Annotated in this window: 23 protein-coding genes; 13 read left to right on the top strand and 10 right to left on the bottom strand. The window is 53.8% G+C overall.

All coding sequences use genetic code 11. The features are described from left to right. The first annotated feature begins 41 nt into the window (after positions 1–41). The 3 genes from C8N40_RS17755 to C8N40_RS17745 all read left to right on the top strand — a co-directional run bounded on the left by C8N40_RS17755 (position 42) and on the right by C8N40_RS17745 (position 2,752). Positions 42–932, top strand: coding sequence for a S66 peptidase family protein (locus C8N40_RS17755; RefSeq protein ID WP_108213150.1), 891 nt, complete (start codon positions 42–44; stop codon positions 930–932). Positions 933–1,045: 113 nt separating this feature from the next. Beyond that, complete coding sequence (locus C8N40_RS17750; protein ID WP_108213149.1) at positions 1,046–1,816, top strand: arylamine N-acetyltransferase family protein; 771 nt, start codon at positions 1,046–1,048, stop codon at positions 1,814–1,816. Positions 1,817–2,296: 480 nt separating this feature from the next. Then, complete coding sequence (locus tag C8N40_RS17745; protein ID WP_108213261.1) at positions 2,297–2,752, top strand: GNAT family N-acetyltransferase; 456 nt, start codon at positions 2,297–2,299, stop codon at positions 2,750–2,752. Positions 2,753–2,789: 37 nt separating this feature from the next. Here C8N40_RS17745 and C8N40_RS17740 read toward each other — a convergent pair whose 3' ends face one another. Further along, entirely contained in the window at positions 2,790–3,497 is a 708-nt protein-coding gene (locus C8N40_RS17740) for an endonuclease III domain-containing protein (protein WP_108213148.1), read from the bottom strand. Positions 3,498–3,706: 209 nt separating this feature from the next. Here C8N40_RS17740 and C8N40_RS17735 point away from each other — a divergent pair, with 209 nt between their 5' ends. Next, on the top strand, positions 3,707–4,399 hold the full coding sequence (locus C8N40_RS17735; protein ID WP_108213147.1) for an MBL fold metallo-hydrolase: 693 nt from the start codon (positions 3,707–3,709) through the stop codon (positions 4,397–4,399). Between the two features lie 92 nt (positions 4,400–4,491). Continuing rightward, complete coding sequence (locus C8N40_RS17730; protein ID WP_108213146.1) at positions 4,492–5,136, top strand: DUF2238 domain-containing protein; 645 nt, start codon at positions 4,492–4,494, stop codon at positions 5,134–5,136. Between the two features lie 274 nt (positions 5,137–5,410). Here the strand turns inward: C8N40_RS17730 and C8N40_RS17725 are convergent, their stop codons facing one another. From C8N40_RS17725 to C8N40_RS17710, 4 genes are all read right to left on the bottom strand, one after another. Continuing rightward, complete coding sequence (locus C8N40_RS17725) at positions 5,411–6,097, bottom strand: YiaD family glycine zipper/OmpA-like lipoprotein (protein ID WP_211318138.1); 687 nt, start codon at positions 6,095–6,097, stop codon at positions 5,411–5,413. Positions 6,098–6,393: 296 nt separating this feature from the next. Further along, complete coding sequence (locus tag C8N40_RS17720) at positions 6,394–7,089, bottom strand: YiaD family glycine zipper/OmpA-like lipoprotein (protein WP_108213144.1); 696 nt, start codon at positions 7,087–7,089, stop codon at positions 6,394–6,396. A 281-nt stretch (positions 7,090–7,370) separates the two neighbouring features. Continuing rightward, a complete protein-coding gene (gene accD / locus C8N40_RS17715; RefSeq protein WP_108213260.1) occupies positions 7,371–8,267 on the bottom strand; it encodes an acetyl-CoA carboxylase, carboxyltransferase subunit beta in 897 nt (298 codons plus the stop codon). 152 nt (positions 8,268–8,419) lie between these two features. Next, positions 8,420–9,478 carry a class I fructose-bisphosphate aldolase gene (locus tag C8N40_RS17710; protein ID WP_108213143.1) on the bottom strand — a complete coding sequence of 353 codons (1,059 nt, stop codon included), beginning with the start codon at positions 9,476–9,478 and terminating at the stop codon, positions 8,420–8,422. A 385-nt stretch (positions 9,479–9,863) separates the two neighbouring features. Here C8N40_RS17710 and C8N40_RS17705 point away from each other — a divergent pair, with 385 nt between their 5' ends. Beyond that, on the top strand, positions 9,864–10,532 hold the full coding sequence (locus C8N40_RS17705) for a hypothetical protein (protein ID WP_108213142.1): 669 nt from the start codon (positions 9,864–9,866) through the stop codon (positions 10,530–10,532). Between the two features lie 166 nt (positions 10,533–10,698). Here C8N40_RS17705 and C8N40_RS17700 read toward each other — a convergent pair whose 3' ends face one another. The 3 genes from C8N40_RS17700 to C8N40_RS17690 all read right to left on the bottom strand — a co-directional run bounded on the left by C8N40_RS17700 (position 10,699) and on the right by C8N40_RS17690 (position 14,445). Further along, a complete protein-coding gene (locus C8N40_RS17700) occupies positions 10,699–11,718 on the bottom strand; it encodes a M28 family peptidase (protein ID WP_108213141.1) in 1,020 nt (339 codons plus the stop codon). Beyond that, positions 11,708–13,204, bottom strand: coding sequence for a cysteine--tRNA ligase (cysS, locus tag C8N40_RS17695; RefSeq protein ID WP_108213140.1), 1,497 nt, complete (start codon positions 13,202–13,204; stop codon positions 11,708–11,710). The genes C8N40_RS17700 and cysS overlap by 11 nt, the downstream gene beginning before the upstream one ends. Before the next feature lie 107 nt (positions 13,205–13,311). After that, positions 13,312–14,445, bottom strand: a complete 1,134-nt coding sequence (locus tag C8N40_RS17690; RefSeq protein ID WP_108213139.1) for an endonuclease/exonuclease/phosphatase family protein — start codon at positions 14,443–14,445, stop codon at positions 13,312–13,314. A gap of 511 nt (positions 14,446–14,956) precedes the next feature. On the opposite strand from C8N40_RS17690, the gene C8N40_RS17685 reads away from it, so the two are divergent. From C8N40_RS17685 to infB, 3 genes are all read left to right on the top strand, one after another. Next, a complete protein-coding gene (locus tag C8N40_RS17685) occupies positions 14,957–15,430 on the top strand; it encodes a ribosome maturation factor RimP (RefSeq protein ID WP_245905174.1) in 474 nt (157 codons plus the stop codon). Between the two features lie 7 nt (positions 15,431–15,437). Then, positions 15,438–16,691, top strand: coding sequence for a transcription termination factor NusA (gene nusA / locus C8N40_RS17680; protein WP_108213138.1), 1,254 nt, complete (start codon positions 15,438–15,440; stop codon positions 16,689–16,691). Between the two features lie 121 nt (positions 16,692–16,812). Continuing rightward, complete coding sequence (infB, locus tag C8N40_RS17675; protein WP_108213137.1) at positions 16,813–19,851, top strand: translation initiation factor IF-2; 3,039 nt, start codon at positions 16,813–16,815, stop codon at positions 19,849–19,851. A 466-nt stretch (positions 19,852–20,317) separates the two neighbouring features. On the opposite strand, the gene C8N40_RS17670 is transcribed toward infB, so the two are convergent. Beyond that, a complete protein-coding gene (locus tag C8N40_RS17670) occupies positions 20,318–20,668 on the bottom strand; it encodes a hypothetical protein (protein WP_108213136.1) in 351 nt (116 codons plus the stop codon). Between the two features lie 92 nt (positions 20,669–20,760). Further along, positions 20,761–21,828, bottom strand: coding sequence for a DUF3078 domain-containing protein (locus tag C8N40_RS17665; RefSeq protein WP_245905173.1), 1,068 nt, complete (start codon positions 21,826–21,828; stop codon positions 20,761–20,763). Between the two features lie 172 nt (positions 21,829–22,000). On the opposite strand from C8N40_RS17665, the gene C8N40_RS17660 reads away from it, so the two are divergent. From C8N40_RS17660 to C8N40_RS17645, 4 genes are all read left to right on the top strand, one after another. After that, complete coding sequence (locus C8N40_RS17660) at positions 22,001–22,783, top strand: enoyl-CoA hydratase/isomerase family protein (protein ID WP_108213257.1); 783 nt, start codon at positions 22,001–22,003, stop codon at positions 22,781–22,783. Between the two features lie 34 nt (positions 22,784–22,817). Next, positions 22,818–24,314 carry an oligosaccharide flippase family protein gene (locus C8N40_RS17655; RefSeq protein WP_108213135.1) on the top strand — a complete coding sequence of 499 codons (1,497 nt, stop codon included), beginning with the start codon at positions 22,818–22,820 and terminating at the stop codon, positions 24,312–24,314. A gap of 18 nt (positions 24,315–24,332) precedes the next feature. Beyond that, the gene (gene dut, locus C8N40_RS17650; protein ID WP_108213256.1) at positions 24,333–24,782 is read left to right on the top strand and encodes a dUTP diphosphatase; all 450 of its coding nucleotides are present in this window, start codon (positions 24,333–24,335) and stop codon (positions 24,780–24,782) included. Between the two features lie 157 nt (positions 24,783–24,939). After that, positions 24,940–25,947, top strand: a complete 1,008-nt coding sequence (locus C8N40_RS17645) for a sugar phosphate nucleotidyltransferase (RefSeq protein ID WP_108213134.1) — start codon at positions 24,940–24,942, stop codon at positions 25,945–25,947. Positions 25,948–25,949: the final 2 nt, after the last annotated feature.

Below are 25,949 nucleotides of genomic sequence, written 5' to 3'. Positions count from 1 at the left end.
AAAACCTATAACTTAGCCCTAAGCCAAACAAAGTATAAAATATGATTACTCCTCTTCAGCCCGGCGATAAGGTTGCCATCATTGCCACTGCCCGAAAAATAGACCGCAAAGCCGTAGAGCAGGCCATCCAGGTGCTGCAGGCGTGGGGGCTGGAGGTGGAGGTTGGCCCCACCGTGGGCGCCACGTATGGCGTGTTTGCCGGCGACGATGCCCTGCGCCTGCAGGACCTGCAACAGGCCCTGGACCGTCCTGATATTAAAGCCATTATCTGCGCCCGTGGCGGCTACGGCACCACCCGCATCCTCGATCAGGCAGACTTCAGCCGGTTTCAGGAGCAACCGAAGTGGGTGGTGGGCTTCAGCGACATCACCTCGCTGCTCTGCCACATCCATAGCCTGGGCATCGAAAGTATACATGGCATTATGCCCCTGCTCTTCCCTACCGGTACCGAGGCCGCGCTGGACAGCCTGCGGCGGGTGCTCTTTGGCGAGGAGTTAGCCTACGAGGTGGCGCCGCATCCGTTTAACCGCTCCGGCACCGGCCAGGGCCAGCTGATTGGCGGCAACCTGGCGCTGCTGCACAACGTTTCCGGCACCCCCTCCGACTTCGGCACGCAAGGCAAAATCCTGTTCCTGGAGGACGTGGACGAGTACCTCTACAGCATCGACCGCATGATGGTGCACCTGGACCGCGCCGGTAAGTTGCGTGACCTTTCCGGTCTGATCATAGGTCATTTCAGCGACATGAAAGACAACGCCGATCCTTTCGGCAAAACCGCCTACGAGATTATAGCCGAGCACACAGCCAAGTATGATTACCCTGTCTGCTATGGCTTCCCGACCGGCCATGAGCCAGACAACCTGGCGCTGGTGTGCGGCCGCGAGGCTAGGCTGGAGGTTAGTGAGCGAGGTGTTTCGTTGGAATATGTATAGTTCGGTTGCTTATACTTAAAAATGAGGCAGGGCAAGTATAAGGGTATGGCAGTACGTATTATATTGATGGGTACTCAATTCACCCCAGTTGTAAAAGCATAACATCCAAGCACATGAATTACGAAGCCTACCTGGCCCGCATTGGTTATTCCGGGGAACGACAGCCGACCCTGGAAGTGCTGCAGCAACTACAGAAACGTCACCTGTTAACCATACCCTTCGAAAATCTTGATATTCACAACGGCATCCCGGTCGAACTGGACGTGGAAAAGATCTTCGACAAGGTGGTGCTTCAAAAGCGGGGCGGGTTCTGCTACGAGCTGAACGGTTTATACTTTGAGCTACTCTCTGCTTTTGGCTTTGATGTAAAACGGATTTCTGCCAAAGTATACTCGGCCAGCAAAGGAACCTACTCGCCGGAGTACGACCACCTGGCGCTGCTTGTAACTATCAAGGGAGAAGAATATCTGACAGATGTTGGGTTCGGGGAATTCAGTTTTGCGCCACTGAAGATAGAACTGAACCAGGTACAGGCTGATGCGCGGGGCAATTACGTCTTCGATAAGTATGATGAGCGCTATTACCGGGTGAGCCGCATGGAAAACGGCGAGCTCCGGCCCGAATACATCTTCCGGAAAACAGCCAGGGCGTTCGATGAATTCGGCGGCATGTGCCACTTCCACCAGACTGATCCTAGCTCCCACTTCAGGCAGCGAAGCATGATCACGCTTCCCACCGAACAAGGCCGGATCACGCTCACAGAGAACAAGCTCAAGATAAAGGAAGGAGATCTTATTAAGGAAATACCACTGAAAGACGCAACTGAGTACGAAGCCTATTTGTGGGAATATTTTGGGGTAAAGCCGACTGGTAGGAATAACTAAGCATAGCAATCGCTCTGTAAAATTCAGCCTTTATCCCCACCTACGCACCACCCGTCGGCTGCACAGGCAATTTTAACAAATTTGTAAAGTATGAAAAGTAAAATCGGCCCATTATAGAAATCGCATAAGTACGTTCCAAGCAATTTTTGGCGGACTTTTCTTCGAGTACATTGGCCTTTGGGTTCGATGGGTGACTCTTTTTGTAGTTGATACTGCAAAGGGAAGACAACCAAAATCTTTTAAGGCTATAAAAAACAAGTATAGTGGTATAACTGCCGATAGTTTAGCTTATGATGTTGGAAATAAAATCATAGGTATGGCCTTCACGCTTGCAGTTGTGTGGCTAATATTGAGAATAGAAGCTTCTTTTTAGATTCATTTACATTAACTCTTATAAAAAAAGAACAACTTCGGCTTACAAAGTTCAGCCATATCTCTCGCTATACTTTGGACTTCAGCTGCATGAGTAACTTTAAAACCATGAAATACCGGGAAGCCACGATTGATGACATAGCCCAGATACAAGCCGTGCGGCACTCGGTAAAGGAGAATATCTTGTCCGACCCCAGCCGTGTGACAGACAATGACTGCCAGGAGTATCTGACCAAAAGAGGTAAAGGCTGGGTGTGCGAGGTAGCTGGCCTGATAGTAGGATTCGCGATTGCTGACCTGGAGGATGATAGCATCTGGGCGCTGTTTCTGAGGCCGGAATTTGAAGGACAGGGAATAGGGCGGCACCTGCACAAGCTCATGCTCGATTGGTACTTCGCTACCGGAAAAGACAACGTATGGCTAGGCACCTCTCCCGGCACCAGGGCAGCGGGTTTTTACAGAAGAATGGGCTGGACAGAAACCGGCCTGCACGGTGACGAGATAAGGCTCGAGATGAGCAAAGCAGACTGGCTGAAAACAAGTACTGCAGTTCCTGGCAAGTAAGCGCAAAGTATAAAGCTATACTTATCTTACCCTCATTTCACGCCGCCTTATCAATCCCCTTCTGCCGCACGTCCTGGTAATAGTTGCAGATGCCGTTTAGCACGCACTGCTCGCATTTGGGGCTGAAGAAGGTGCAGATGCGCTGGCCGTGGCGCAGCATGTGGATGTGAAAGTTGTAGAGTACCTCCGGCTCCGGGGGCAGCATCTCCAGAAGTATGGTATGGGCCTTGTTGGCTGTTACCTTGGCCCCAATCAGCCCCACACGCTGGCTTATCCGGAACACGTGCGTATCCACGGGCATCACCGGCTTTTTGAAGTTGAAGAGCAAAAGCAAGGTGGCTGTCTTCACCCCCACGCCCGGTAGTTTGGTCAGCCAGGCCATGGCCTCCTCCACCGGCATCTCCTCCAGGAAATCGATGTTGAACTCCCCGCGCTCCTGCTTTATAATTTGCAGGGTCTGCTGTATCTGGGGCGCCTTCTGCCCCGGGTAGCGGGTCGTCTGGATGGCATCGGCCAGCTCGTCTACATCCGCGTTCATCACACCTTCCCAGTCGCCGAAGCGCTCCAGCATGGTATAAAAGGCTTTCTCCTCGTCTTTGTGGTTGGTGCGGTGCGAGAGCATGGTGGAGATTAGCTCGTGCATGTGGCTGCGGCGCGGCTCCAGTATACGGTGCCTGTACTCCTGGTTCAGCAGTTCGTGGGTAAGCAGGGCTTTCTCGTTTGGGGGTAGTTGATGAGCATCCATGGGCAGCTGCACTGGTTACGGCTCTTTTTTACGGCGCAACACCGGTTCTGTTGGTAAGTTTTTTCCGGGTGTCATAGTATAATTTCCCTGCCCTGTAGTATCTTGTATAGCGCCTGAGAAAATAGCCCCACTTTTCTTACAACTATTTTTGCTTCCGGCCGCTATATTTCTTGTTCACCTGTATATGCCCCTGCGGCCACTGCACTTATATGGATATTAAGTTTTTAGGAACGGGCGGTGCCTTCGACACCGAATACCTCAATTCTGCAGCTGTACTAAACTTCCGGGGGATCCACTTGCTGATAGACTGCGGCTTTACCGTGTTTCCGGCGCTGGTGCAGAAAAATCTCGTGCAGAAGGTCAGCCACATCATTATCACCCACCTGCACAACGACCACTGCGGCAGCCTGGCCAACCTGCTCCTCTACAAAAGCATCGTGGAGAAGGCGCCCAAGCCGGTTATTTTCTACCCTTCGGAGCAGTTTAAGCAGCAGTTATACTTGTTTCTGGAAATACAGGTGAAGGACCCGGACAAGTATGCGGAGTTCGTGCCGCTGGAGAACTTCGAGGGCATTGCCTGCGTGGATACCTACGGCAAACATTCGGAGGGCCTGCAAACGTATGCGTACATTTTTGAGGAGGGCGACGAGCGTTTTGTATACTCCGGCGACCTGGGCAAGCCCGAAGCCCTCTTTGACCGGCTGGAGCGCATGGCCCAGAAGCGCACCTGCGTCTTCCATGACATCACCTTTAACCCAGAGAACACCGGCCATACGTACTATAAAAAGCTGTTGCCCTACCTCAACGGCGTGGATATGTTCGGCTACCACTGCGACCCCACCCAAAGCCCGATTGACAACCCCATCCGGCTGGTGTTCTTCCAGCAAGAAATGATGGCCTAGCAAACCTTCAGAACCCGCGCCGAAACAAAGTATAGGCGATGCAGTTAAATGGCAGATGAGCAGTTCTCGGAACCGGAACTATACTTAACCTGATGCCAGCCACTACTTCGCCTCATCTAACCTACCGCCAACAACCGCTGCACATACTTTACAGCGTGCTGTTTCTGATATTCTGGGCATACACCGGCCTCACCACCCCTGACCTCGAGAACTGGCTGCTGGAGAACACGCTCACGTTGTCGCTTCTTATTTTTCTGATAGCCTTCTACAACATCTTCCGCTTTTCCGACACCAGCTATACGTTGATTTTCCTTTTCCTGCTGCTGCACGTGTACGGCAGCCAGTACCAGTACGAGGATAACCCCTTTGGGGAATGGCTGAAAGGTCAGCTGGGGTTTAAGCGCAACCATTACGACCGGCTGGTGCATCTGGGTTACGGCCTGCTCCTGACCTACCCCATGTACGAGGCGTTGGCCTATGGTTTTAAGCTGAGGCCCATCTTAACCTACCTGCTGCCCGTGGAGTTGGTACTCTCCTCAAGCGCGCTGTACGAGTTGGTCGAGTGGATTGTAGCCGACTGGGTGTACGGAGGCAAAGAGGAAGGTATGAATTTCCTGGGGATGCAGGGCGATATATGGGATGCCCAGAAAGACATAGCCATGGCCTTTGCCGGAGCAGTTGTCGCCATGCTGCTAACGCTGGCTTTTACCAGGCAGCGAAAGAACTGGAAAGTATAAAGTATAGAATTTACATTTCTCGCACTTTGTGTATCAGCGGGCACTTTCCTTCTTACCGAGTTACATAACACATGTGGGGCACAAGTATAAAAGTATAAGATGAATACCGGGCTCAGGTATACTTTCCGGTGCAGCGAATCACAGAAGCGGGCTGCAAGTATAAACCCGCCATCCCAACAGGCACAAAAAAAAAAACCAGCCGCGCCCCCGCGCGGCTGGTAATCACCAATTATCCAATCAATCTACTACTACTTAATTCTAACGTTTAATGCTGTTATAGATCTCCGCGCTCGGCGGCCTTCTTCATTTTCTCGTTGGCAAAGATGGCAATCTCTACGCGGCGGTTTTGCTGACGGCCCTCCACGGTGCTGTTGTCCGCCACAGGCTGGTCATCGGCGTAACCCTGTGTGGTCATGCGGGAGCGGTCAACGCCCATCGACGACAGGTAATTGGCCACTGACTGCGCACGGCGCTCCGACAGCGGCTGGTTGATGTTTCTGTTACCGGTGTTGTCGGTGTGGCCCTCAATCAGGATGTTTGTATCAGGGTACTTCTTCAGGGTCTGGGCCAGCTGCGAGATCTCGATTTTGGCGTTAGACTGCAAATCAGAAGAGTTTGTGGCGAACAGGATGCCGGAGTTGAAGGTAATCTTGATACCCTCACCCACGCGCTCTACCTCAGCATTCTCCAGGTCGCGCTGCAGTTCCTCCGCCTGCTTGTCCATGTGACGACCAATCAGGGCACCGGCCGTACCACCCACGGCAGCACCAATAATGGCACCTGCCGCTGTGTTACCGGCCACTCTGCCAACCACACCACCTACCACGGCACCGGAACCGGCACCAATTACGCCGCCCTTGGCGGTTCTGCTCATGCCGCCACCCTCACGGCTGGAAGCACACGAGGTAAATAACATGGCGATGACGGCGAGTATAGAAAGACTAATTCTAAAATTCTTCATAATTCATTCTTTAAGTTGAATCAGGATAATCCATAATCCTGAGCCTTTTACTCACTATATACCTAAAATGTTATGTAAACATCTGCTGAAAAAGTTTCATCAGCTCCAAATCCATTCTGCCTCTAGCCACAGGGCCTACAGCAGACTGCTGTACCGGGTATATCTCCTATAACGGCTATACTTCTACTGAGTTTTACAGATGGCGCTGGCAGCTCCCGTAGGTATAAAAAACAAGTGCCCGCCTCCCTTACAGGAAGCAGGCACTATACTTTCAAACTTTAAAATGGAGATGATGTTTAGTCGATCTGGCCGCTCTCGGCAGCTTTCTTCAGCTCTTCGTTAGCCACAATGATGATCTCCACACGGCGGTTTTGCTGACGGCCCTCCACGGTGCTGTTATCAGCGATAGGCTGGTCGTAGCTGTAACCTTTGGCCTGCAGGCGCTTGGCGCCTACACCCAGGCTCTGGGCATAGTTTTTCACAGCCATCGCACGGCGCTCCGACAGTTTCTGGTTCAGTTCGTAAGAGCCGGTGTTGTCGGTGTGCCCTTCGATAATCACGTCAGTGCCCTGGTATTCCTGCAGCGTCTTAGCCAGCTTTTGAATATCCTGCTTGGCAGAGGCGCTCAACTCGGCAGAGTTCACCGCGAAAAGTATTCCTGAGTCGAAGTTCACACGGATGGCCTCGCCCACGCGCTCCACGTTGGCGTTTTCCATGCTTTTCTCCAGCTCCTCGGCCTGCTTGTCCATTCTGCGGCCGATAACGGCACCCGTAGCGCCACCTACAGCAGCACCCACAATAGCACCTGCAGCCGTGTTACCCAGCTTGCTGCCTACCAGGCCACCGATTACGGCACCACCACCGGCACCAATAAGGCCGCCCTTCGTCGTTTTGCTCATACCCTTCTTCTCGGTTGTCTGGGTAGTGGAACCTGAACCTGCCACCGGAGCAGTGCTCTTGCAAGAAGTAAACAGGAGGGTAACAGCGAGCATAGAGCTCAGGGATAGTTTTAGAAATCTCATGGTAATTCGGGTTTAGTAATTTCTGTAAATGTTTGTTAAAGTAGATTGATTGAAATAGTTAATAATGTTCTTTCACCTGCAAACGCAAGTCCTGTGCCAAATCGTACTTTCGGACCGCTAAAATATTGCGGTGCGAATATATTAGAAGAAATTATACTTTCGTAAGGTCCTATAAAAAAACCTGTTAGCACTGACGGAGCAGCACCAACAGGTTCCTGTTTTATAATAATTTATACTTGCTATACTTCTGCTTAGGATGCCTTCGCGGATTTTTTAGCCTTCGGAGCGGTTGTAACGTCCTCTGGCAGCAATACCATGCTCAGTAGCTCGCTCAGGCGGTTTTTCAGTTGCTTGCGGTCTACGATAAAGTCCAGGAAGCCGTGCTCGAGCACAAACTCAGCGCTCTGGAAGCCTTTCGGCAGGTCCTTGCCAATCGTTTCCTTAATCACGCGCGGACCGGCAAAACCAATCAGGGCGCCCGGCTCGGCAATGTTAAAATCGCCCAGCATGGCGTAAGAGGCTGTCACGCCCCCGGTAGTCGGGTCTGTCAGCAGAGAGATGTAGGGCAGCTTCTCCTCGGAGAGCAGGGCCAGCTTAGCGGAGGTCTTGGCCATCTGCATCAGCGAGAAACCAGCCTCCATCATACGCGCGCCACCCGACTTGGAAATCATCAGGAAAGGCGTGCGAGTTTTGCGGGCATGGTCTACGGCGCGGGCAATCTTCTCGCCTACCACCGAGCCCATAGAGCCCCCGATAAACGCGAAATCCATACAGGCGATGGTGATGTTCTGGCCATTGATCTTGCCATAGGCCGTACGCACAGCATCTTTCAGGCCCGTGGCCTTCTGCGTGGAAGCAATGCGCTGCGGGTAGGGCTTGGAGTCCACAAACTCCAGCGGGTCGCCAGAGCTCAGGTTCTCGTCCAGCTCGGCAAACTCGTTGTCGTCGAACAGGATGGCAAAATATTCTTTGGAGCCGATGCGGTCGTGGTGGCTGCACTGCACGCAGGTGTTCAGGTTCTTGCGGTGCTCGGCCATACTGGTCACGGTTTTGCAGTTCGGGCACTTGTACCACAATCCGTCCGGTGTCTCCTTCTTCTGCTCTGTTGGCGTATGGATTCCTTTTTCTGCTCTTTTAAACCAAGGCATCATAGTTATACAGCGTGCTTCCGCACATTTAAAGTTATGGCTATACTTTTGAGTTAAAGTATAAAATCAAAAAAGTGGCCTGCCCAGCCACCCAGGGGGTTTGGCAAAGGCAGGCCACAAAAATATGTAATAATCAGCAGTTCTGCTACAAATTACGCCAGTGTAATCTCATTTGCCAGGTACACGTCCTGAATGGCATTCAGCAATTCCACCCCGGCGTTCATGTCTTTCTGGAAAGCTTTACGGCCAGAAATGAGCCCCATACCGCCCGCCCGCTTGTTAATGACAGCCGTGCGCACGGCATCGGCCAAGTCCGAGGCCCCCTTCGATTCGCCACCGGAGTTGATGAGGCCGGCGCGGCCCATGTAGCAGTTGGCCACCTGGTAGCGCGTCAGGTCGATAGGGTTGTCGGTAGTAAGCCCGGAGTACATTTTCTCGTGCGTTTTCCCGAAGCCGATGGCCTTGAAGCCGCCATTGTTCTCGGGCAGTTTCTGCTTGATGATATCGGCTTGGATGGTGACGCCCAGGTGGTTGGCCTGGCCTGTCAGGTCGGCGGCTACATGGTAGTCCACGCCGTCTTTCTTGAAGGCATTGTTGCGGGTGTAGCACCAAAGTATGGTGGCCATCCCCAGCTCGTGGGCCCGCTCAAAAGCCTCGGCCACCTCCATAATCTGCCGCGTAGACTCCTCCGATCCAAAGTAGATGGTGGCGCCCACGGCAGCCGCGCCCAGGTTCCAGGCCTCATCCACAGAGCCGAACATGATCTGATCATACTTGTTGGGGTAAGTCATCAGCTCGTTGTGGTTGATCTTCACCACAAACGGAATCTTGTGCGCATACTTTCTCGACATCATCGCCAGGTTGCCAAAGGTAGTGGCCACCGCGTTGCAGCCGCCTTCTAAAGCCAGTTTGATGATGTTCTCCGGGTCGAAGTAAATGGGGTTTGAGGCGAAAGAGGCGCCGGCGGTGTGCTCGATGCCCTGGTCTACGGGCAGGATGGACAGGTAGCCGGTGCCAGCCAGGCGGCCCGCGTTGAACAGCTGCTGCAGGCTGCGCAGCACCTGCGGCGAGCGGTTGGACTGCGCAAAGACGCGGTCCACGAAGTCGGGGCCGGGTGCGTGCAGCTGCTCTTTGGAAATGGTCTGGCTCTGGTACTGCAGCAGGTTCTCTGCATCGGAGCCAAGCAGCGAAACGATTTTCTCGTAACTCATTTTGTTTTGATAGTTTTTGGGTAGAATGTAAAATGTAGAACTAAGTATGGGTAATCTTAATACTCACGTTATGGTCATCTACCAGAGCGGCAAAGCCTTTGCAGGCTTTGAACCGCGGTGTTTTCTATAGCATGGCAGGCACCTTATTCTTGGTGACGCAGGCCGGATGGCTTGCCCAAACCTATACTTTAACCGCCTGAAAAAGTTGTGCCCGAAACAGCAATCAGAGTTCCTTTCACAGTTACACCAACATACCTCGCCTCGCTGCAAAAGTATAAACTATCTTCAAATATAAACAACTTCCTCTATAACTACACCTTGCCGGGCAAGCATCTAAACAAGACCTGCACTCGTTATAAAGTATAAGTATAAAAGTTTAATAGTGATGGAGTTATACATTAAAACAACAACCTGGAAGTATAACTTCCTGCTTGTATTTATACTTCTGCTTACCCTGGTTTTACCGGGCTGTGCTCCCTCCACGCAAATAACAGGCACCTGGAAAAATCCTGAGGGAGGCGGTCAGGCCTATAACAAAATAATGGTGGTGGCCATTACGGACAATGTGCGGGCACGGCAGACGGTGGAAACCGATATGCAGGCGCAGCTGCAGCAGCGGGGTATACAGGGCGCTAAAAGTATAGATATGTTTCCGCCGACCATGTCGCAGAAGGGAGGGCCGGATGTAAACCAGATACTGGATAAAGTGCGGGAGCAGCAGTATGATGCCATACTGACTGTGGCCCTGCTGGACGAGGAAACTGAAACCCGCTACGTACCGGGCAGCTACGGCTATACACCCATCACGCGGTTTGGCTGGTATGGCAGGTTCAGGGGATATTATACCTACTGGTACCCCACCATCTACGACCCCGGGTATTACACCGAGGAGAAAACATACTTCCTGGAAACCAACCTCTACGATGTAAGAACCGAGCAACTGCAATGGTCAGCGCAAAGTGCGTCACACAGCCCCTCCAGCCTGCGCAAGGCCTCCGTTACCCTGGCCGAACTCACCGTTGGCAGGATGGCGCAGGATGGGCTGGTGCGCTAAGTATAGCTTGCCTTCCACAACAAAAAAGAAAAAGCCCTTGCCTTCTAAAGTATAAGGCAAGGGCTTTTTTATACTTAAAGGATAAGCCAGTTATTCGTTACTTGTTATTCGTTGTCAGGATTCCCCAACTCTCTAACTCCTAAACTCTTTAACTCAAAAACTCCCTCTATTCGTTATAGAGCACGTGCAGCACGGTTTGCCCAACGGCTTTCAGGGTGTTTTTGCTGATGTTGTCCATCGTGTCGGTGTGGCGATGGTGGTAGGGCCCAAAGATGTCGCCGCTGCCGGCGTTCGGGTTCAGCTCCACGATATCGATCATGCGGATTTTGCCGATGGTGTTGACGTAGTAGTGGTCGTCCGTGATAGCCGGGGCGTTCTGGTACTTAAAGTAATCTGAGTAACCGATCCGGTTTCCGGCCTTCCATACTTTGTTCACCACCTCGTTGGCAAATTGCCTGGAGTAGCCCTCGCGCGGGAAACGGGCGTTCTCTGCTCCCACCATGTCCAGCAGGATGCCAAACTTGGCGCGGTAGTTGGCCACATGCTTGTTCTTGCTCCAGTACTGCGAGCCCAGGCACCAGGAGTCCTGCACGTACGGCATCGGGCTATCGTCCGGCTGGCCGTAGTCCTCCCCGTCGAAGAAGATCAGGTCCACGCCCACGTCGGGCTTTTGCTGGGCCTGCTGTATGGTACGGGCGATTTCCAGCAGCACCCCTACCCCGCTGCCTCCGTCATTGGCGCCCTCTATGGGTTTATCTGTATCGGTGTCATCCTTGTCGGCTACGGGGCGGGTATCCCAATGGGCGGCCAGCAGGATGCGGTTGGCAGCACCAGGGTTATAGGAGGCGATGATGTTGCGCAGGTTCAGCACGGTGCCGTCGTAGGCCTTCATCTGGAACTTCTGCTCCTGCACCTGGGCGCCGTACTCTTTCAGTCTGGCTACAATCCACTCGCCGGTTTGGTAGTGCGGCGCCGTGTTGGGCACGCGGGGCCCGAATGCCACCTGTTTGGCCACAAAGGCATAAGCCGAGTCGGCGTTAAAGTCAGGTGCCTGCACCATGGCGGCAGCTTCTTCCTCTTCCACCGCTGTCACCTGTTGTGTGCTCCCCTTTTCGGAAGAGTCGCAGCCGGTCAGGCAAAGGGTTCCGCAAAGCAACAGTGCCAGCATGTTCCGTTTATTCTTCATAAGCCCAGTCTATTCCTGTTTTCATGTCCTTGATTACGATGCCGTGCTGCTTGAGCTCCGCCCGGATGGCATCCACCTTGTCGTAGGCTTTCTGCTCCTTGGCCTCTTTGTAGAACGAGAGCACCAGGTTCAGCACCTCCTCCATATCGCCCACCGACTCCTCTTTCAGCCCCAGCACATCCAGCACCAGCTCCTGGTACGTGTCGCGTATCAAATCGAAGGTGCCTCTGGAGAGTTGCCCCATGTTGATCTGGCCTAAGTACAGGCTGTTGATCTTCTTAAGCAGATTGAACAGCGCCGCTATAGTTCTGGCGGTGTTCAGGTCGTCGTTCAGGCCGCGGAAGCACTCCTGCGCCAGTTTCTGCAGTTCCTCGTTCAGCTTCTCGTCCGGCACTGTCTCGGCGGTTTCCTCTGTATACTCCAACTTCTTGAGCACACGCAGGCCGTTCATGAGCTTGGTATAGCCCTTGCGCGCCGCCTGCAGCGCCTCGTTGCTGAAATCCAGCGTGCTGCGGTAGTGCGCCTGAAGTATAAAGAAGCGGATGGTCATGGGCGTGTAGGCCTGCTCCAGCATCGCGTGGTTGCCGCTGAAGAGCTCGCTCAGATTGATGAAGTTGCCCAGCGACTTGCCCATCTTCTGCCCGTTCACTGTGATCATGTTGTTATGGATCCAGTACTTGGCTGCATCGGTGTGGCTGTGGCTAGCCTGGCTCTGCGCAATCTCGCACTCGTGGTGAGGGAACATCAGGTCCAGTCCGCCCCCATGGATATCGAAGGTGGTACCCAGGTACTTGCGGCTCATGGCCGAGCACTCCAGGTGCCAGCCCGGGAATCCCTCGCTCCACGGCGAAGGCCAGCGCATGATGTGCGTAGGCGATGCCTTCTTCCAGAGCGCAAAATCCAGCGGGGAGCGCTTCTCGCTCTGCCCCTCGGTGTCGCGGGTGTTGGCCATCAGGTCCTCAATCACGCGGCCCGATAGTTTGCCATACTTGTGCTCCTTGTTGTAAGCCGGCACATCGAAGTATACCGAGCCGTTCACCTCGTAGGCGTAGCCGTTGTCGAGTATCTCCTGTATCATCTGCACCTGCTCGATGATGTGGCCGGAGGCGCGCGGCTCGATGTCGGGCTGCAGCATGTTGAGCTTGTCCATCTCCTGGTGGTAGATGTTGGTATAGTGCTGCACTACCTCCATCGGCTCCAGGTGCTCGAGCTTGGCCTTTTTCTGGATTTTGTCCTCGCCCTCGTCGGCATCGTTCTCCAGGTGGCCCACATCGGTGATGTTGCGCACGTAGCGCACTTTATACCCCTGGTACTTCAGGTAGCGGTACAGCACATCGAAGGTAACGGCGCTGCGGGCATGGCCCAGGTGGGGCTCCCCGTAAACCGTCGGGCCACACACATACATCCCCACAAACGGGGCGTGCAGCGGCTCAAACTCCTCTTTCTTTCGCGTAAGCGTATTATACAGGTTCAGTTTCTGTTGCATAGTTCTATAAGTATAGGCTCCCCGGCAGGGGCCGTACTTTATCAGGTACCGGCGCTAGGGCCGACGGTGGTCCAAAATTACGAAATATTGCGCACCTTCTCCTAACGCTATTCCCCGCTCTTTGGCTGCAGCACGTAGGTGGCTGAGATTGGGAAGTGGTCGGAAAGCCCCATCTCGTAGTGCGTCTGGAAGTTGTACGCCTCCAGGCCCTGGCTGTAAAATTGGTTGTCGATGCGCAGGAACGGGATCAGGCCGTTGTACGTGGCGCCTACGCCATTGCCAGCTCTTTCGTGGGAGTTCTGCAATGCCTTTGCCAGCTCATTGTAAGTATAGCTGAAGGGGATATCGTTAAAGTCGCCGCACACAATGGCCGGATAGGGTGAGGCCTGCACATGCTCCAGCAACTCCTGCACCTGCGCTGCCCGTGATACGAAACCGTTCCGCAGGCGGCGCGCCAGGTTGCGGCTCTCCTTCTTAAAGCTCTCCTCGTTGCCGATGGCCGAGTAGGTGTTCTCAATATCCTCCGCCTTGATGCTCATCGACTGCAGGTGCACGGCATACACCCGCACCGTATCGCCTTTCACGTTGATGTCGGCCCAGGCGGCACGGTTGGCGCTGCGCTTATGCGTGTTGTCAAAGCGGATGGTGCCCCCTTCCACAATGGGGTACTTCGAGAAAATCACAATGCCCAAATCTGCCTTGACGCGATCTCCTACCGAGGTAGAGGCGAACTTATACCTGCCGTAGCGCTCGCCGATGCGCTTGAAGTTGTTATACTCTATAGAGTTTACGCGGCTGTAGAACTCCTGCAGGCAAAACACATCGGCCGGGTGCTGGGCCACCCAGTCTATCATGTCGGTGGATACCTGCGGCACGCCCTTCACAATCTTATCGTAAGCGTTAAACACATGCACGTTAAAGCTCATTACCTGCAGCGTCTTGGCGCCTTCGGGTACGTCCTTGCCGAAGTTGATGGCCACCAGGCGGGCGTAGTAGTTCCAGCCAAGTATAAAGGCCGACAGCGGAAGCACCAGCAGCCAGGAGCGGCGCAGCACCCAGTAGATCAGGAACAGGAAGTTGAGCACCAGCGCGCCCGGCAGCGAGAAGGCCACAAAGCCGGCCGGCCAGAACGTGCTGGGCGGCACCTGCAGGCACAGCACGCCCACCAGCATCCAAAGCACGACGAGGGTATTGAGGGTGAGCCATACCCGCCTGCGTATATTTTTAAATGTTCCCGCCACAAGAGCAAACTTACAAATTCTGCGATTATGTATTCCTAGCCGCCTTACAGAATATCTGTATACTTCGTTAAACGGCTACCTTCGGACTGCTTGTATGCCGGCGCCCACGGCACAAGTATAAACTCTGCCACAAGCTTTCAGCTCGTGGTTATTTAGCCAACAGGCTTTCAGCCTGCGAGAGCCATACTTATACTTTCGCCAGCTGAAAGCTGGCCTCATGCAAAGCCACGAGCTGAAAGCTCGCGCCAGGAATTCGTATACCATACCAGCAAGCGAACTAAAAGCGCACCTGCACGTGTTCTGCAAGAAGGTCAGGTCTACGGCATATGCCGGGCACCGGATACCAGCACCAGCCCTTATTGCCCCTGCTATGCGGCAATAAAATCGCCTGGGAGATATCATCCCTACATAATTTGTTGTGTATATAATGAATTTGTAGTAAATTTGCAGTAATATTTCCAAGGAGCTGAGGGGACATGAAGTCCCCTTCTTTATTTCTTAACCGTTTGCAATGGCACTTACCGCAAAGAACATAAGAGAGATGGCCGAGGCGAGCCTGCCGGAGGGCGACCTGTTTATCGTGGATGTGGCGGTGTCGGACTCCCCGGCCCGGCCCAAAATTACGGTGCTGGCCGATGGCGAGCAGGGCATTACCATCGACCAGTGCGCCACCATCAGCCGCCGCATCAACGCCAAAATAGCCGAGGCCTATGGCGAGGAGTTGGCCTATGTGCTGGAGGTAAGCTCACCGGGCGTGGATTTCCCGCTCACGCAGCCGCAGCAGTTTAAGCGCAACACGGGCCGCAGCCTGAAGGTGAAGCTGCAGGACGGCACCGAGAAAACCGGCAAGCTGGAGGAAGTAACCGACACCGGGCTTCACCTGATGGAGGAAGTAAAACAAAAAGGAAAAAAGGTAACGTATGTGCCTGTACAGATACCCTTCGGGGACATTGTAAAAGCAAATGTTGTAATCTCATTTAAATGATAAGATAATGAACAGTTCAGTCCTGATCGAGTCGTTCGCCGAATTTGCGAAATTCAAGAACATAGACCGCCCGACCATGATGCGCATCCTGGAAGATGTATTCCGCACCATGATCCGCAAGAAGTGGGGCACCGATGAGAACTTCGACATCATCCTCAACGTGGAGAAGGGAGACCTGGAGATCTGGCGTAACCGCGAGATCGTGGACGACAACTCCGAGGATATCTGGGACCATGATAAAATCGCCTTGTCGGATGCACGCAAGATTGAGCCGGACTTTGAAGTAGGCGAGGAAGTATCGGAGGAGGTGAAGCTGGAGGACTTTGGCCGCCGCGCCGTGCTCACTGCCCGCCAGACGCTGATCCAGCGCATCAAGGACATGGAGAAGGAACTGCTCTTCCAGAAGTATAAGGACCTGGTGGGTGAAATCATCTCCGGCGAAGTATACCAGGTGTGGAACCGCGAGGTGCTGCTGCTGGACCAGGAGGAGAACGAACTGCTTATCCCTAAAAATGAGCAGATCCCGAAAGACCGTTACCGCAAAGGCGACGTAGTAAGAGCCGTGGTGCAGCGCGTGGAGATTGTGAACGGAAACCCGAAAATCATTCTTTCGCGTACCTCTCCTACCTTCCTGGAGCGCCTGTTCGAGAACGAGGTTCCGGAGATTTTCGATGGCCTGATCGCCATCAAGAAGATCGTGCGTGAGCCAGGCGAGCGCGCCAAGGTAGCCGTAGAGTCGTTTGACGACCGCATTGACCCGGTAGGCGCCTGCGTGGGCATGAAGGGCTCCCGTATTCACAGCATCGTGCGCGAGCTGGAGAACGAGAACATCGACGTGATCAACTACACAGAGAACCTGGAGCTGTACATTCAGCGTGCCCTTAGCCCGGCTAAGATCAGCAGCATGAAGATCGACGAGGAGAACAGACGCGTATCTGTGTTCCTGAAGCCGGACCAGGTATCCCTGGCTATCGGCAAGGGCGGTCAGAACATCAAGCTGGCCAGCCGCCTGGTGGACATGGAGATCGACGTGTTCCGTGAGTCGGAGACCTACGAGGAGGATATCAGCCTGGAGGAATTCTCCGACGAGATCGAGGATTGGGTGATAGCAGAACTCCGCCGCATTGGCTTAGACACCGCTAAGAGTGTGCTGGCCATCACGAAGGAGGACCTGCTGCGCCGCACTGAGCTGGAGGAGGAAACCATCGACGATGTGCTCTCCATCCTCCGCGAAGAGTTGGAAGAAGAAGACAATCAATAGTTGTGAGTTGTGCTCCGTTGCGCTAATTTTGAAACATACTTGGCCCGGGGCACAGCTTATACCTTAGAAATAAGGCAACTATACTTTAAATACGAATAACTTAGACAGCATATAGAACAAAATGGCAGAAGAAAAAACAAGGAGGCTTAAACAGGTTGCGACTACTTTAAACATTGGTACATCCACCATTGTGGATTACCTCTCTGCTAAAGGATTTGAGGTGGAAAACAAGCCTACCACCAAAATCACGGCAGAGCAGTTCAGTATGCTGGCTAAGGAGTTTGCTGCGTCCATGCAAGACAAGCTGGAAGCAGAGGAAATCCATATTGGCAAAAAGCCGCAAACGAACCAGGTTATTGAGTCGGAGCCTGTGCACGAGCCAAAGAAGGCAAGCGAGCCGGAGCAGGAAATCCTGATCAAGAACGCCAAATTGCCTGAGGCACCGGCGGCACCTAAAAAAGAAGAGCCTGCCGCAGAACCTGCATCTAAACTTCCAGGTATAAAGGTACTTGGCAAGATAGACCTGGACGCCAAGGGCAGACCGATACCAAAGCAACCGGAGCCAAAACCAGAGGCACCAACGGTGGAGGAAAAACCAGCTCCTGCCCCCGTACCAGTTCCGGAGGCACCTAAGGCCGAGGCCCCTGCCCAACCGGTAGCGGAAGCCCCGAAACCGGAGGCACCTGCAAAACAGCAGGAGCCAGTAGCCCCTGCTGCACCGGCCGTGACTGCCCCTGAGGTGCCTGCCAAGCCTCAGCCAGAAGCGCCTGCGCCGCAGCCTGAGCCAGTTGCCGAAAAACCGGCAGCCCCGGCGCCGGCGCCAGCACCTAAAGAGCCAGTAGCAGAGAAGGCGCCACAGCAACCGGCCGCACCTGCAGAGGCTAACAAAGGCACAGAAACAAAAGAAGATATAGAAACGATTACAGCAAAAGCAGACCAGTTAAAGGGTCTAACTGTACTTGGCAAGATCGAATTGCCAGTAGAGTCGCGCAGAAAAGGCGCCAAGCCTGTTGCCTCTTCCGATGACCGCAAGGGCAAGAAGAAGAAGCGCAAGCGCATTATGGTGGCTACCGAGGGTGGCCAGCAACCCGCAGCGGGGCAAGGGCAGCACGGACCAGGACAGGGCCCGAACCGCCCTATTCAGCCTGCGCAGCAGCATGGCGGCCGACCAGACCACCGTGGCCCACGCCCGGGAGGCCCAGGCAAGCCAGGCGGCAGAGGCAAGCCTGTCAGACCTGAGAAGACGGAGGTTTCGGATAAGGAAATCCAGGAGCAAATTAAGGCTACCCTTGCCAAGTTGAGCGGTGGTAGAGGCCCAGGCGGAAACCGCGCCAAGTATCGCCGTGAGAAGCGTTCGGCCATTGCCGACGCCACGGAAGAGCGCCGCATGCAGGAGCAGGCAGAGTCTAAGACACTGCGCGTAACCGAATTCGTGTCAGCCAACGACCTGGCCGCCCTGATGGACGTGAGCGTAAACGACGTTATCAAGGTGTGTATGCAGCTGGGTATGTTCGTTTCGATTAACCAGCGCCTGGATGCGGAAGCGATTACCATCATTGCCGATGAGTTTGGCTACTCTGTAGAGTTTATCACTACTGAGGAAGAGCAGGCCCTGGAGGAAATGGCGGAAGAAAACGATGAGGACCTGGAAGAGCGTGCGCCAATCGTGACCATTATGGGCCACGTTGACCACGGTAAAACCTCTTTGCTTGACTACATCCGTAACGCAAACGTAACAGCTGGCGAGGCCGGCGGTATTACGCAGCACATCGGTGCCTACAAGGTGAAAACCGAGAGCGGAAAAACAGTTACGTTCCTCGATACGCCTGGTCACGAGGCCTTTACCGCGATGCGTGCCCGTGGTGCCAAGATTACGGACGTTGTTATTATTGTGGTAGCTGCCGACGACTCGGTGATGCCGCAGACAAAAGAAGCGATAAACCACGCGCAGGCGGCCGGCGTGCCGATTATTATTGCGCTGAACAAAATTGATAAGCCTACTGCCAACCCGGACAAAGTTCGTGAGGAGCTTGCTCAGCTGAACATTCTGGTGGAAGAGTGGGGTGGCAAGTACCAGTCGCAGGAAGTATCCGCGAAAACTGGTTTAGGTATACCTGACCTGCTGGAGAAAGTATTGCTGGAGGCTGAATTACTGGAGCTGAAAGCTAACCCGAACCGCCAGGCAGTAGGTACCGTGATTGAGGCCTCTCTTGACAAGGGCCGTGGCTACGTAGCCACGATGCTGGTGCAAACCGGTACCCTGAAAATAGGAGACGTGGTGCTGGCTGGCTCGCACTACGGTAGAGTAAAGGCGATGACCGACCACCGTGGCCGCAAAATGAAAGAGGCAGGCCCATCTACGCCGGTGCAGTTGCTTGGCCTGGACGGTGCGCCGCAGGCCGGTGACAAGTTCCTGGTGATGGACTCTGAGCGTGAGGCCCGCGAAATTGCCTCCAACCGTTCTCAGGTTCAGCGCGAGCAAAGCCTGCGTACCCGTAAGCACATCACGCTGGATGAGATTGGTCGTCGACTGGCCATCGGAACCTTTAAGGAACTGAACGTAATCGTGAAAGGTGACGTGGACGGCTCGGTAGAGGCCCTTTCGGATTCCCTGCTGAAGCTTTCTACAAATGAGGTACAGGTAAACATCATCGGCAAAGGGGTGGGTGCCATCTCCGAGTCTGACGTACTGCTTGCCTCGGCTTCGGATGCTATCATCATCGGCTTCCAGGTTCGTCCTTCGGCCAACGCCCGCAGGCTGGCAGAGCAGGAGCAGATTGACGTGCGCCTGTACTCTATCATCTACGACGCAATTAACGAAGTGAAGGATGCCATGGAAGGTATGCTTGCCCCTACCCTGAAGGAGGAAATCACTGGCAACGTAGAAGTACGTGAGGTGTTCCGTATCAGCAAGGTGGGTACTATCGCCGGCTGTATGGTGACAGACGGTACCATTCAGCGAAACGCGAAGGTACGCCTGGTACGCGACGGCATCGTGGTCCACGATGGCGAGATACTGGCCCTGAAGCGCTTCAAAGACGACGTGGCTGAGGTAAGACAAGGCTACGAGTGCGGTATCAGCCTGAGAGGATACAACGACATTCAGGTGGGTGACGTGATTGAAGCCTACGTGGAGAAAGAAGTGAAGCGTACGCTGTAAGTATAGCAGCGCTCTAAAGTATAAAAACAGCCCCGGCAACCTGATGTAGCCGGGGCTGTTTTGCTTTTACGCCAAAGTATAAATCTCCTCTATACTATAAGTAGCACCCCGAATGCCCTGGCAAGCCGCTTCGGTCGAAGGCCTGTTAGGTTACGCGACAATTATAAAAGTATGAGTGGCAGTATAAAGTATAAACGAAGACCGCTTATGGTATAGCTAAACTTTATACTTTCCAGGCGTTTTCGTCCCCATCTCCCACTGAAGGAAGCACCGCTTTTATACTTTGCAGAGGTAGCTGGTTTTATACTTTACAGGGCTAGGTCGCAGAGGTCTAAAGTATGGCAGTCTGCATTAAATAAGAAAGGGCCACCCTTTCGGGCAGCCCTTTTATACTTATACTTGCTGTACTTATACTTGCTGTACTTATACTTGCTGTACTTATACTTGCTGTGTAGCTTTTGTGGTATTAATTGCTGGGGCCTTTCAGCAAGCCCATGCGCTTGAGCCTGTTCCTGTCCTGCTTGCGCTTTTTCATCATTTTGTCTTCTTTCTTCAAAATGGCCTTCATGCGCTTGCTGTTGGCGATTTTTCGCTTGGCAAAGCTGGAGCGGGTATCTGTCTCATAGGTATTGTAGCGTGTATCCAGGCCACTGGCGCGGCGACCAACGGCATCCGTAGAGGCTCCCTTGGTTTCGGCCTTGGCAGTACCCCAATATTCGTCTTTCCCGCTGTCACTGCTCAGGGATGATTGTGCTTTGGACTCAGACACAAAAAGTACAAATCCAAGGAAAAACAGCAAAGGGATTAGTTTCTTCATAACAGCTTGCTAATGTTCTGTGTATACAACGTAAACATTGCCTAAAAGTATACAATTTCAGTTTAACGTATAGCTGTAAAAGAAAATTCCGTTTATTTAAATTTGTAGGAGATGCCAATACCCAGCGTCTGCTTTAGCTGCAGGCGCGGGCCGCGACCGTCAACTTTATCATCGCCATCGCGGTCCACGTCAATTTTCGTGTCGTCGTCGTAGATGATGTGCGCAAACAAGCTTGCCGACACCACCTTGTTGACCTTAAAGTTTACCAGGTTCTCCCAGTTGATGTCTACATTCTCCGGAGAGCGCAGATAGTTGGAGAACATGTCCAGCTTGGATTGCAGGGTGATGTTCTTGAGAACCTCGTTCTTGTAGCGGACGTTCACGTAACCACCAAACTCCCTCCGGATGCGCTTGCCGGTGCCGGGGATAATGTTTCCCTCGGCATCTTTCCGGGCAGGCTCCACACCGAACATGCCTTTATCCGCCAGCCGCTGCTCCTTTACCACGGTCATCTTGCCCGTAAACGGCGAAATAAACACCGACAGCTTGTCGTTTGGCTTGTAGTCCATACCCAGAGAGGCCAGTATGGATGCCGGCGAGAAAAAACCCGACCGCAGCGTGTCGCGGGTAATAGTATAAGTTGGGGTAAGCTGCGTTTTGATGTTCAGCTGCCCGGTATAAAACCAGCGCTTGGAGGCGCGGAAGCCATACTTGAGGTTAAGGTCCATCCGGTCATCGCTCTTCTGCACGCGCTTGCCCTCCAGTTTCACCAGGCCGTAGGTCAGGTCTACGGAGTTGTTCCAGGTGTGCTTGCCCTGAACGTAGTTGGCATACAGGTTGGCGTTGCCCAGCACAGATACCGTGTTCTGGCCGCCCGCAGCCCAGTTGGAAAGGCTTACCTGGCTGAAGTTGACAGTGCCAATCCCGCCAAAATCCCAGATGTTAGGCTCCGTTGGCGCCACGACAGGCACTACCGCGACGGGATATTTGGCTACCGGAGGTATAACGAAAGGCGATGTACCGGCAGGAGGAAGTATAAACGCAGGCCGTTTAGTGGAAAGCGGCATCACCTCCGCCCTTTGGGCTACCGCACCCAGGGAGAGCAAGGAAAGTACAAGGGTAAAAATAACTGTGAAGAGGCGGCTAGAAGAAAAAAGCATGATGAACAATACACTGAAATGGCAAAACAACAGGGGCAGCAGAACAGCGCACAGTGACGTGGCTAAAACGCGCCCCGACGGACATCCAGGGACACGGCTGTTCCCGATTGAACTAAATCCTTATATTTGTGGCAAAGAAAAAAGATTCTGTTAAGAATTGAAAACCACAATTATGGCAATATACGAAAACCTAGTGCTTGACCAGCAAAATGGCATACTCTTCATCACCATTAACCGCGCCGACAAAATGAACGCGCTCAACATCGAGACCATCCGGGAAATCCGGAACGCGATGCAGCAGGTGTATGACGACGCCAGCATTAAAGGAGCCATTATAACCGGAGCCGGCCCTAAAGCGTTCGTGGCGGGCGCCGATATAACCGAAATTGCTGAGCTGAGCGAGGTAACCGCCCGAAGCTTTGCCGAGCGTGGGCAGGAGGTTTTTGCCATGATAGAGCGCAGCAACAAACCCGTGATTGCCGCTGTAAACGGCTTTGCCCTGGGGGGTGGCTGCGAGCTGGCCATGGCCTGCCACATCCGTGTGGCCGCCGAAAATGCCCGCTTTGGGCAGCCGGAAGTAAACCTGGGCCTGATACCGGGCTACGGCGGCACCCAGCGCCTGACCCAGCTGATAGGCAAAGGCAAGGCCATGGAGCTGATGATGACCGCAGACATGATAAATGCGCAGGAGGCACTGCAGCTCGGCCTGGTAAACCACGTGGTGCCACAGGAGCAGCTGATGACCAGGTGCACCGAGATTATGGAGAAGATTTTGAGCAAGGCGCCGCTGGCCGTTGGGCTGGTGATAGAGTGCGTAAACGCCGTGTTCAACAACGACGAGGACGGCTACCAGACAGAGGCCAACGCCTTTGCGCGCTGCTGCACCTCCGAGGATTTTGTGGAAGGCACCAGCGCCTTTATAGAGAAGCGCAAGGCCAACTTCACCGGAAACTAAGTATAAGCCCCTACCCGGCCCCGAAACAGATAGCATGAGTATAGCCAAGAAATTGGTCGGGCAAACTGCTGCCTACGGTTTAAGCAGTATCGTTGGCAGAGCCTTAAATTACCTGCTGGTTCCCGTCTACACCTCGGTGTTCCTGCCGGCGGAGTATGGCGTGGTGTCGTACCTGTATGCCTTTGTGGGCTTCTTTAACATACTCTACACGTATGGCATGGAGACCGCCTTCTTCCGGTTTGCCAACAAGCCCGACGCAGACCAGAAAAAGCTTTACAGGCAGGTGTTCAGCCTCATCATCAGCTCCAGCGCTGTGTTTACGGCCATCCTTATACTTGCCTCCGGCGCCATTGCCGACTACAAGGGCTACACGCCGCAGGAGCAAAATTACATTATCTGGCTGGCGCTCATATTGGCCATCGATGCCATCGTGGCCATTCCCTTTGCCTGGCTCCGGCTGCAGAACAAGGCGGTCAAGTTCGCCTCTATCAAGCTGGCAAACATCCTTATCACGGTAGGCGCCAACCTGTTCTTTTTAGTCATCTGCCGCAACATCTACGAGGGGCAGTACCTGCAGGGGCTGCAGCCGCTGGTGTCGCAAGTTTACGACCCAGACTTTGGCATCGGCTACATTTTCCTGATTAACCTGGTGGCCAACGCGCTGCTCATCCCCATGCTGTGGCGTGAGTTCAGCATCTTCCGGTTCGAGCTGAACAAAAAGCTGCTGCACCCGATGCTGGTGTACGCCTACCCGCTGCTGTTTATGGGCATGGCCGGCATGGTGAACGAGGTGATAGACCGTATCCTGTTGGAGGAGTGGCTGCCCGAGGGCTTTTACCCGCAGCACAGCAACGAGGCCGTGGTGGGTATCTACAGTGCCTGCTACAAGCTCTCCATCTTCATGACGCTGGCCATACAGGCCTTCCGATATGCCGCCGAGCCGTTCTTCTTCTCCCAGGCCCAGGACAAAAACTCCCCGCAGACCTTTGCCCTCATCATGAAGTGGTTTGTGATTGCCTGCGCCTTCATCTTCCTCTTCATCTCGGCCAACCTGGAGGATTTTGCGCTTTTCCTGCGCAGCGCGGCTTACCGCGAGGGCATCATGGTAGTGCCGGTGCTGCTGCTGGCCAACCTGTTTCTGGGCGTGTACTACAACCTGTCGGTGTGGTTCAAGCTGACCGACAAGACAAAGTATGGCACCTACATCAGCTTCGGCGGCGCGGCTGTGACCATACTTTTTAACCTCTTGCTCATACCTGTACTTGGCTACATGGGCTCTGCCATCGCCACGCTGATCTGCTACGCAAGTATGGCCGCCGTTAGCTATGTGCTGGGGCAGCGCCACTACCCCATCCCGTACCCTACAAAAACCATCATGGCCTACGTGCTGCTGGCGGTGGGGCTGGTATGGCTGGCCCTGGGGGTTGAGATTGAGGACTTCTGGCTGCGGCACGCCTACCACCTGGGTATTTGCGCGGCCTTCCTGCTGATAGTATGGCTGCGGGAGCGCTCCCGCTTCCTTAAAATTTAAAGTGTATATTTAAGAATGATGAACAACAAGAACCTACCCGTTAACGTCATAAACCAATCCAAGCATGCGTTGCCGGGCTACCAAACCATACACTCCGCCGGTATGGATTTACGGGCAAACCTGGAAGCCCCTGTTACGTTGAAGCCACTACAGCGCGCGCTCATCCCAACAGGCCTCTTCATCGAGCTGCCGGAGGGGCACGAGGCGCAGATCCGCCCGAGAAGCGGCCTGGCCTACAAACACGGTATCTCCATCGTGAACAGCCCGGGCACCATAGATGCCGATTACCGGGGCGAGGTTAAAGTGCTGCTCGTAAACCTCTCGAACCAGGACTTTGTGGTGGAAGACGGAGAGCGCATTGCCCAGATGATCGTGGCCAAGTATGAGCGCGTGGAGTGGCGGCAAGCCGAAACCCTGACCGACACCGAGCGCGGCGCCGGCGGCTACGGCAGCACGGGAGTTAAGTAAGCCGTTGTTTGATAATCGTTGCTCGTTAATCGCGCACAAGTTATAAATCCGGTTAACGAACAACGGACAACGAATAACTAGCAACGAATAACGAACACCTAATAACTGCAGCAAAGGGCTGTGGATCAACTATAAAAACCAGATACAAAAAACAGCTATGAGGATTATTATACCGATGGCCGGGATGGGCAAGCGCATGCGCCCACACACACTTACAGTTCCGAAACCGCTTATCCCTATCGCGGGCAAACCGATCGTGCAGCGCCTGGTAGAGGATATCGCCAAAGTATGCCACGAGCCTATCGAGGAGGTGGCCTTCATTATTGGGCACTTCGGAGAGCAAGTGGAGAACGACCTGAAGGAAATCGCTACCCAGATCGGGGCGAAGGGAAGCATCCATTACCAGGAGGAAGCACTGGGCACCGCCCATGCCATACTTTGCGCCAAAGAAGCACTGGAGGGCAAAGTGGTGGTGGCCTTCGCCGACACGCTTTTCAAAGCTGACTTCCAGCTCGACACCAACGCCGACGGTACCATCTGGGTGCAGCGCGTGGAGGACCCGCGCCCGTTCGGTGTTATCAAACTGAACGAGCAGAACGAGATTACCGACTTTGTGGAGAAGCCCGAGCACTTTGTGTCTGACCTGGCCATTATCGGTATTTACTACTTCCGCGACGGCGCCTACCTGCGTGATGAGCTGCAGTACCTGCTCGACAACAACATCAAGGACAAAGGCGAGTTCCAGCTGACCAACGCCCTGGAGAACATGAAGAACAAGGGCACTAGGTTTATACCTGCCGTTATCTCAGAGTGGCTCGACTGCGGAAATAAAAACGCAACTGTTTATACTAATCAACGCTATTTAGAGTATATAAAGGATGAGGAAGGCCTGGTGGCCTCGTCGGCAAAACTGGAGAACGCAGTGATTATCCCGCCTGTATACATTGGCGAAAACGCCCAAATTACCAACTCGGTAATCGGTCCGCATGTGTCGGTAGGCAACGGTACAAACATCGTGAACTCCGTGGTGAGCAACTCCATCATCCAGGAGAACACCACCCTCAAAAATGGCAATGTTGCAAACTCTATGCTCGGCAACTATGTTGTGTATGAGGGGCGTCCGTCCGACCTGAGCCTCGGCGACTACAATACACTTGCGGAGTAACA

The organism is Pontibacter mucosus, assembly GCF_003054055.1.
GTDB classification, from domain to species: Bacteria; Bacteroidota; Bacteroidia; order Cytophagales; family Hymenobacteraceae; genus Pontibacter; species Pontibacter mucosus.
This window is presented reverse-complemented; position numbering and strand designations above follow the sequence as displayed.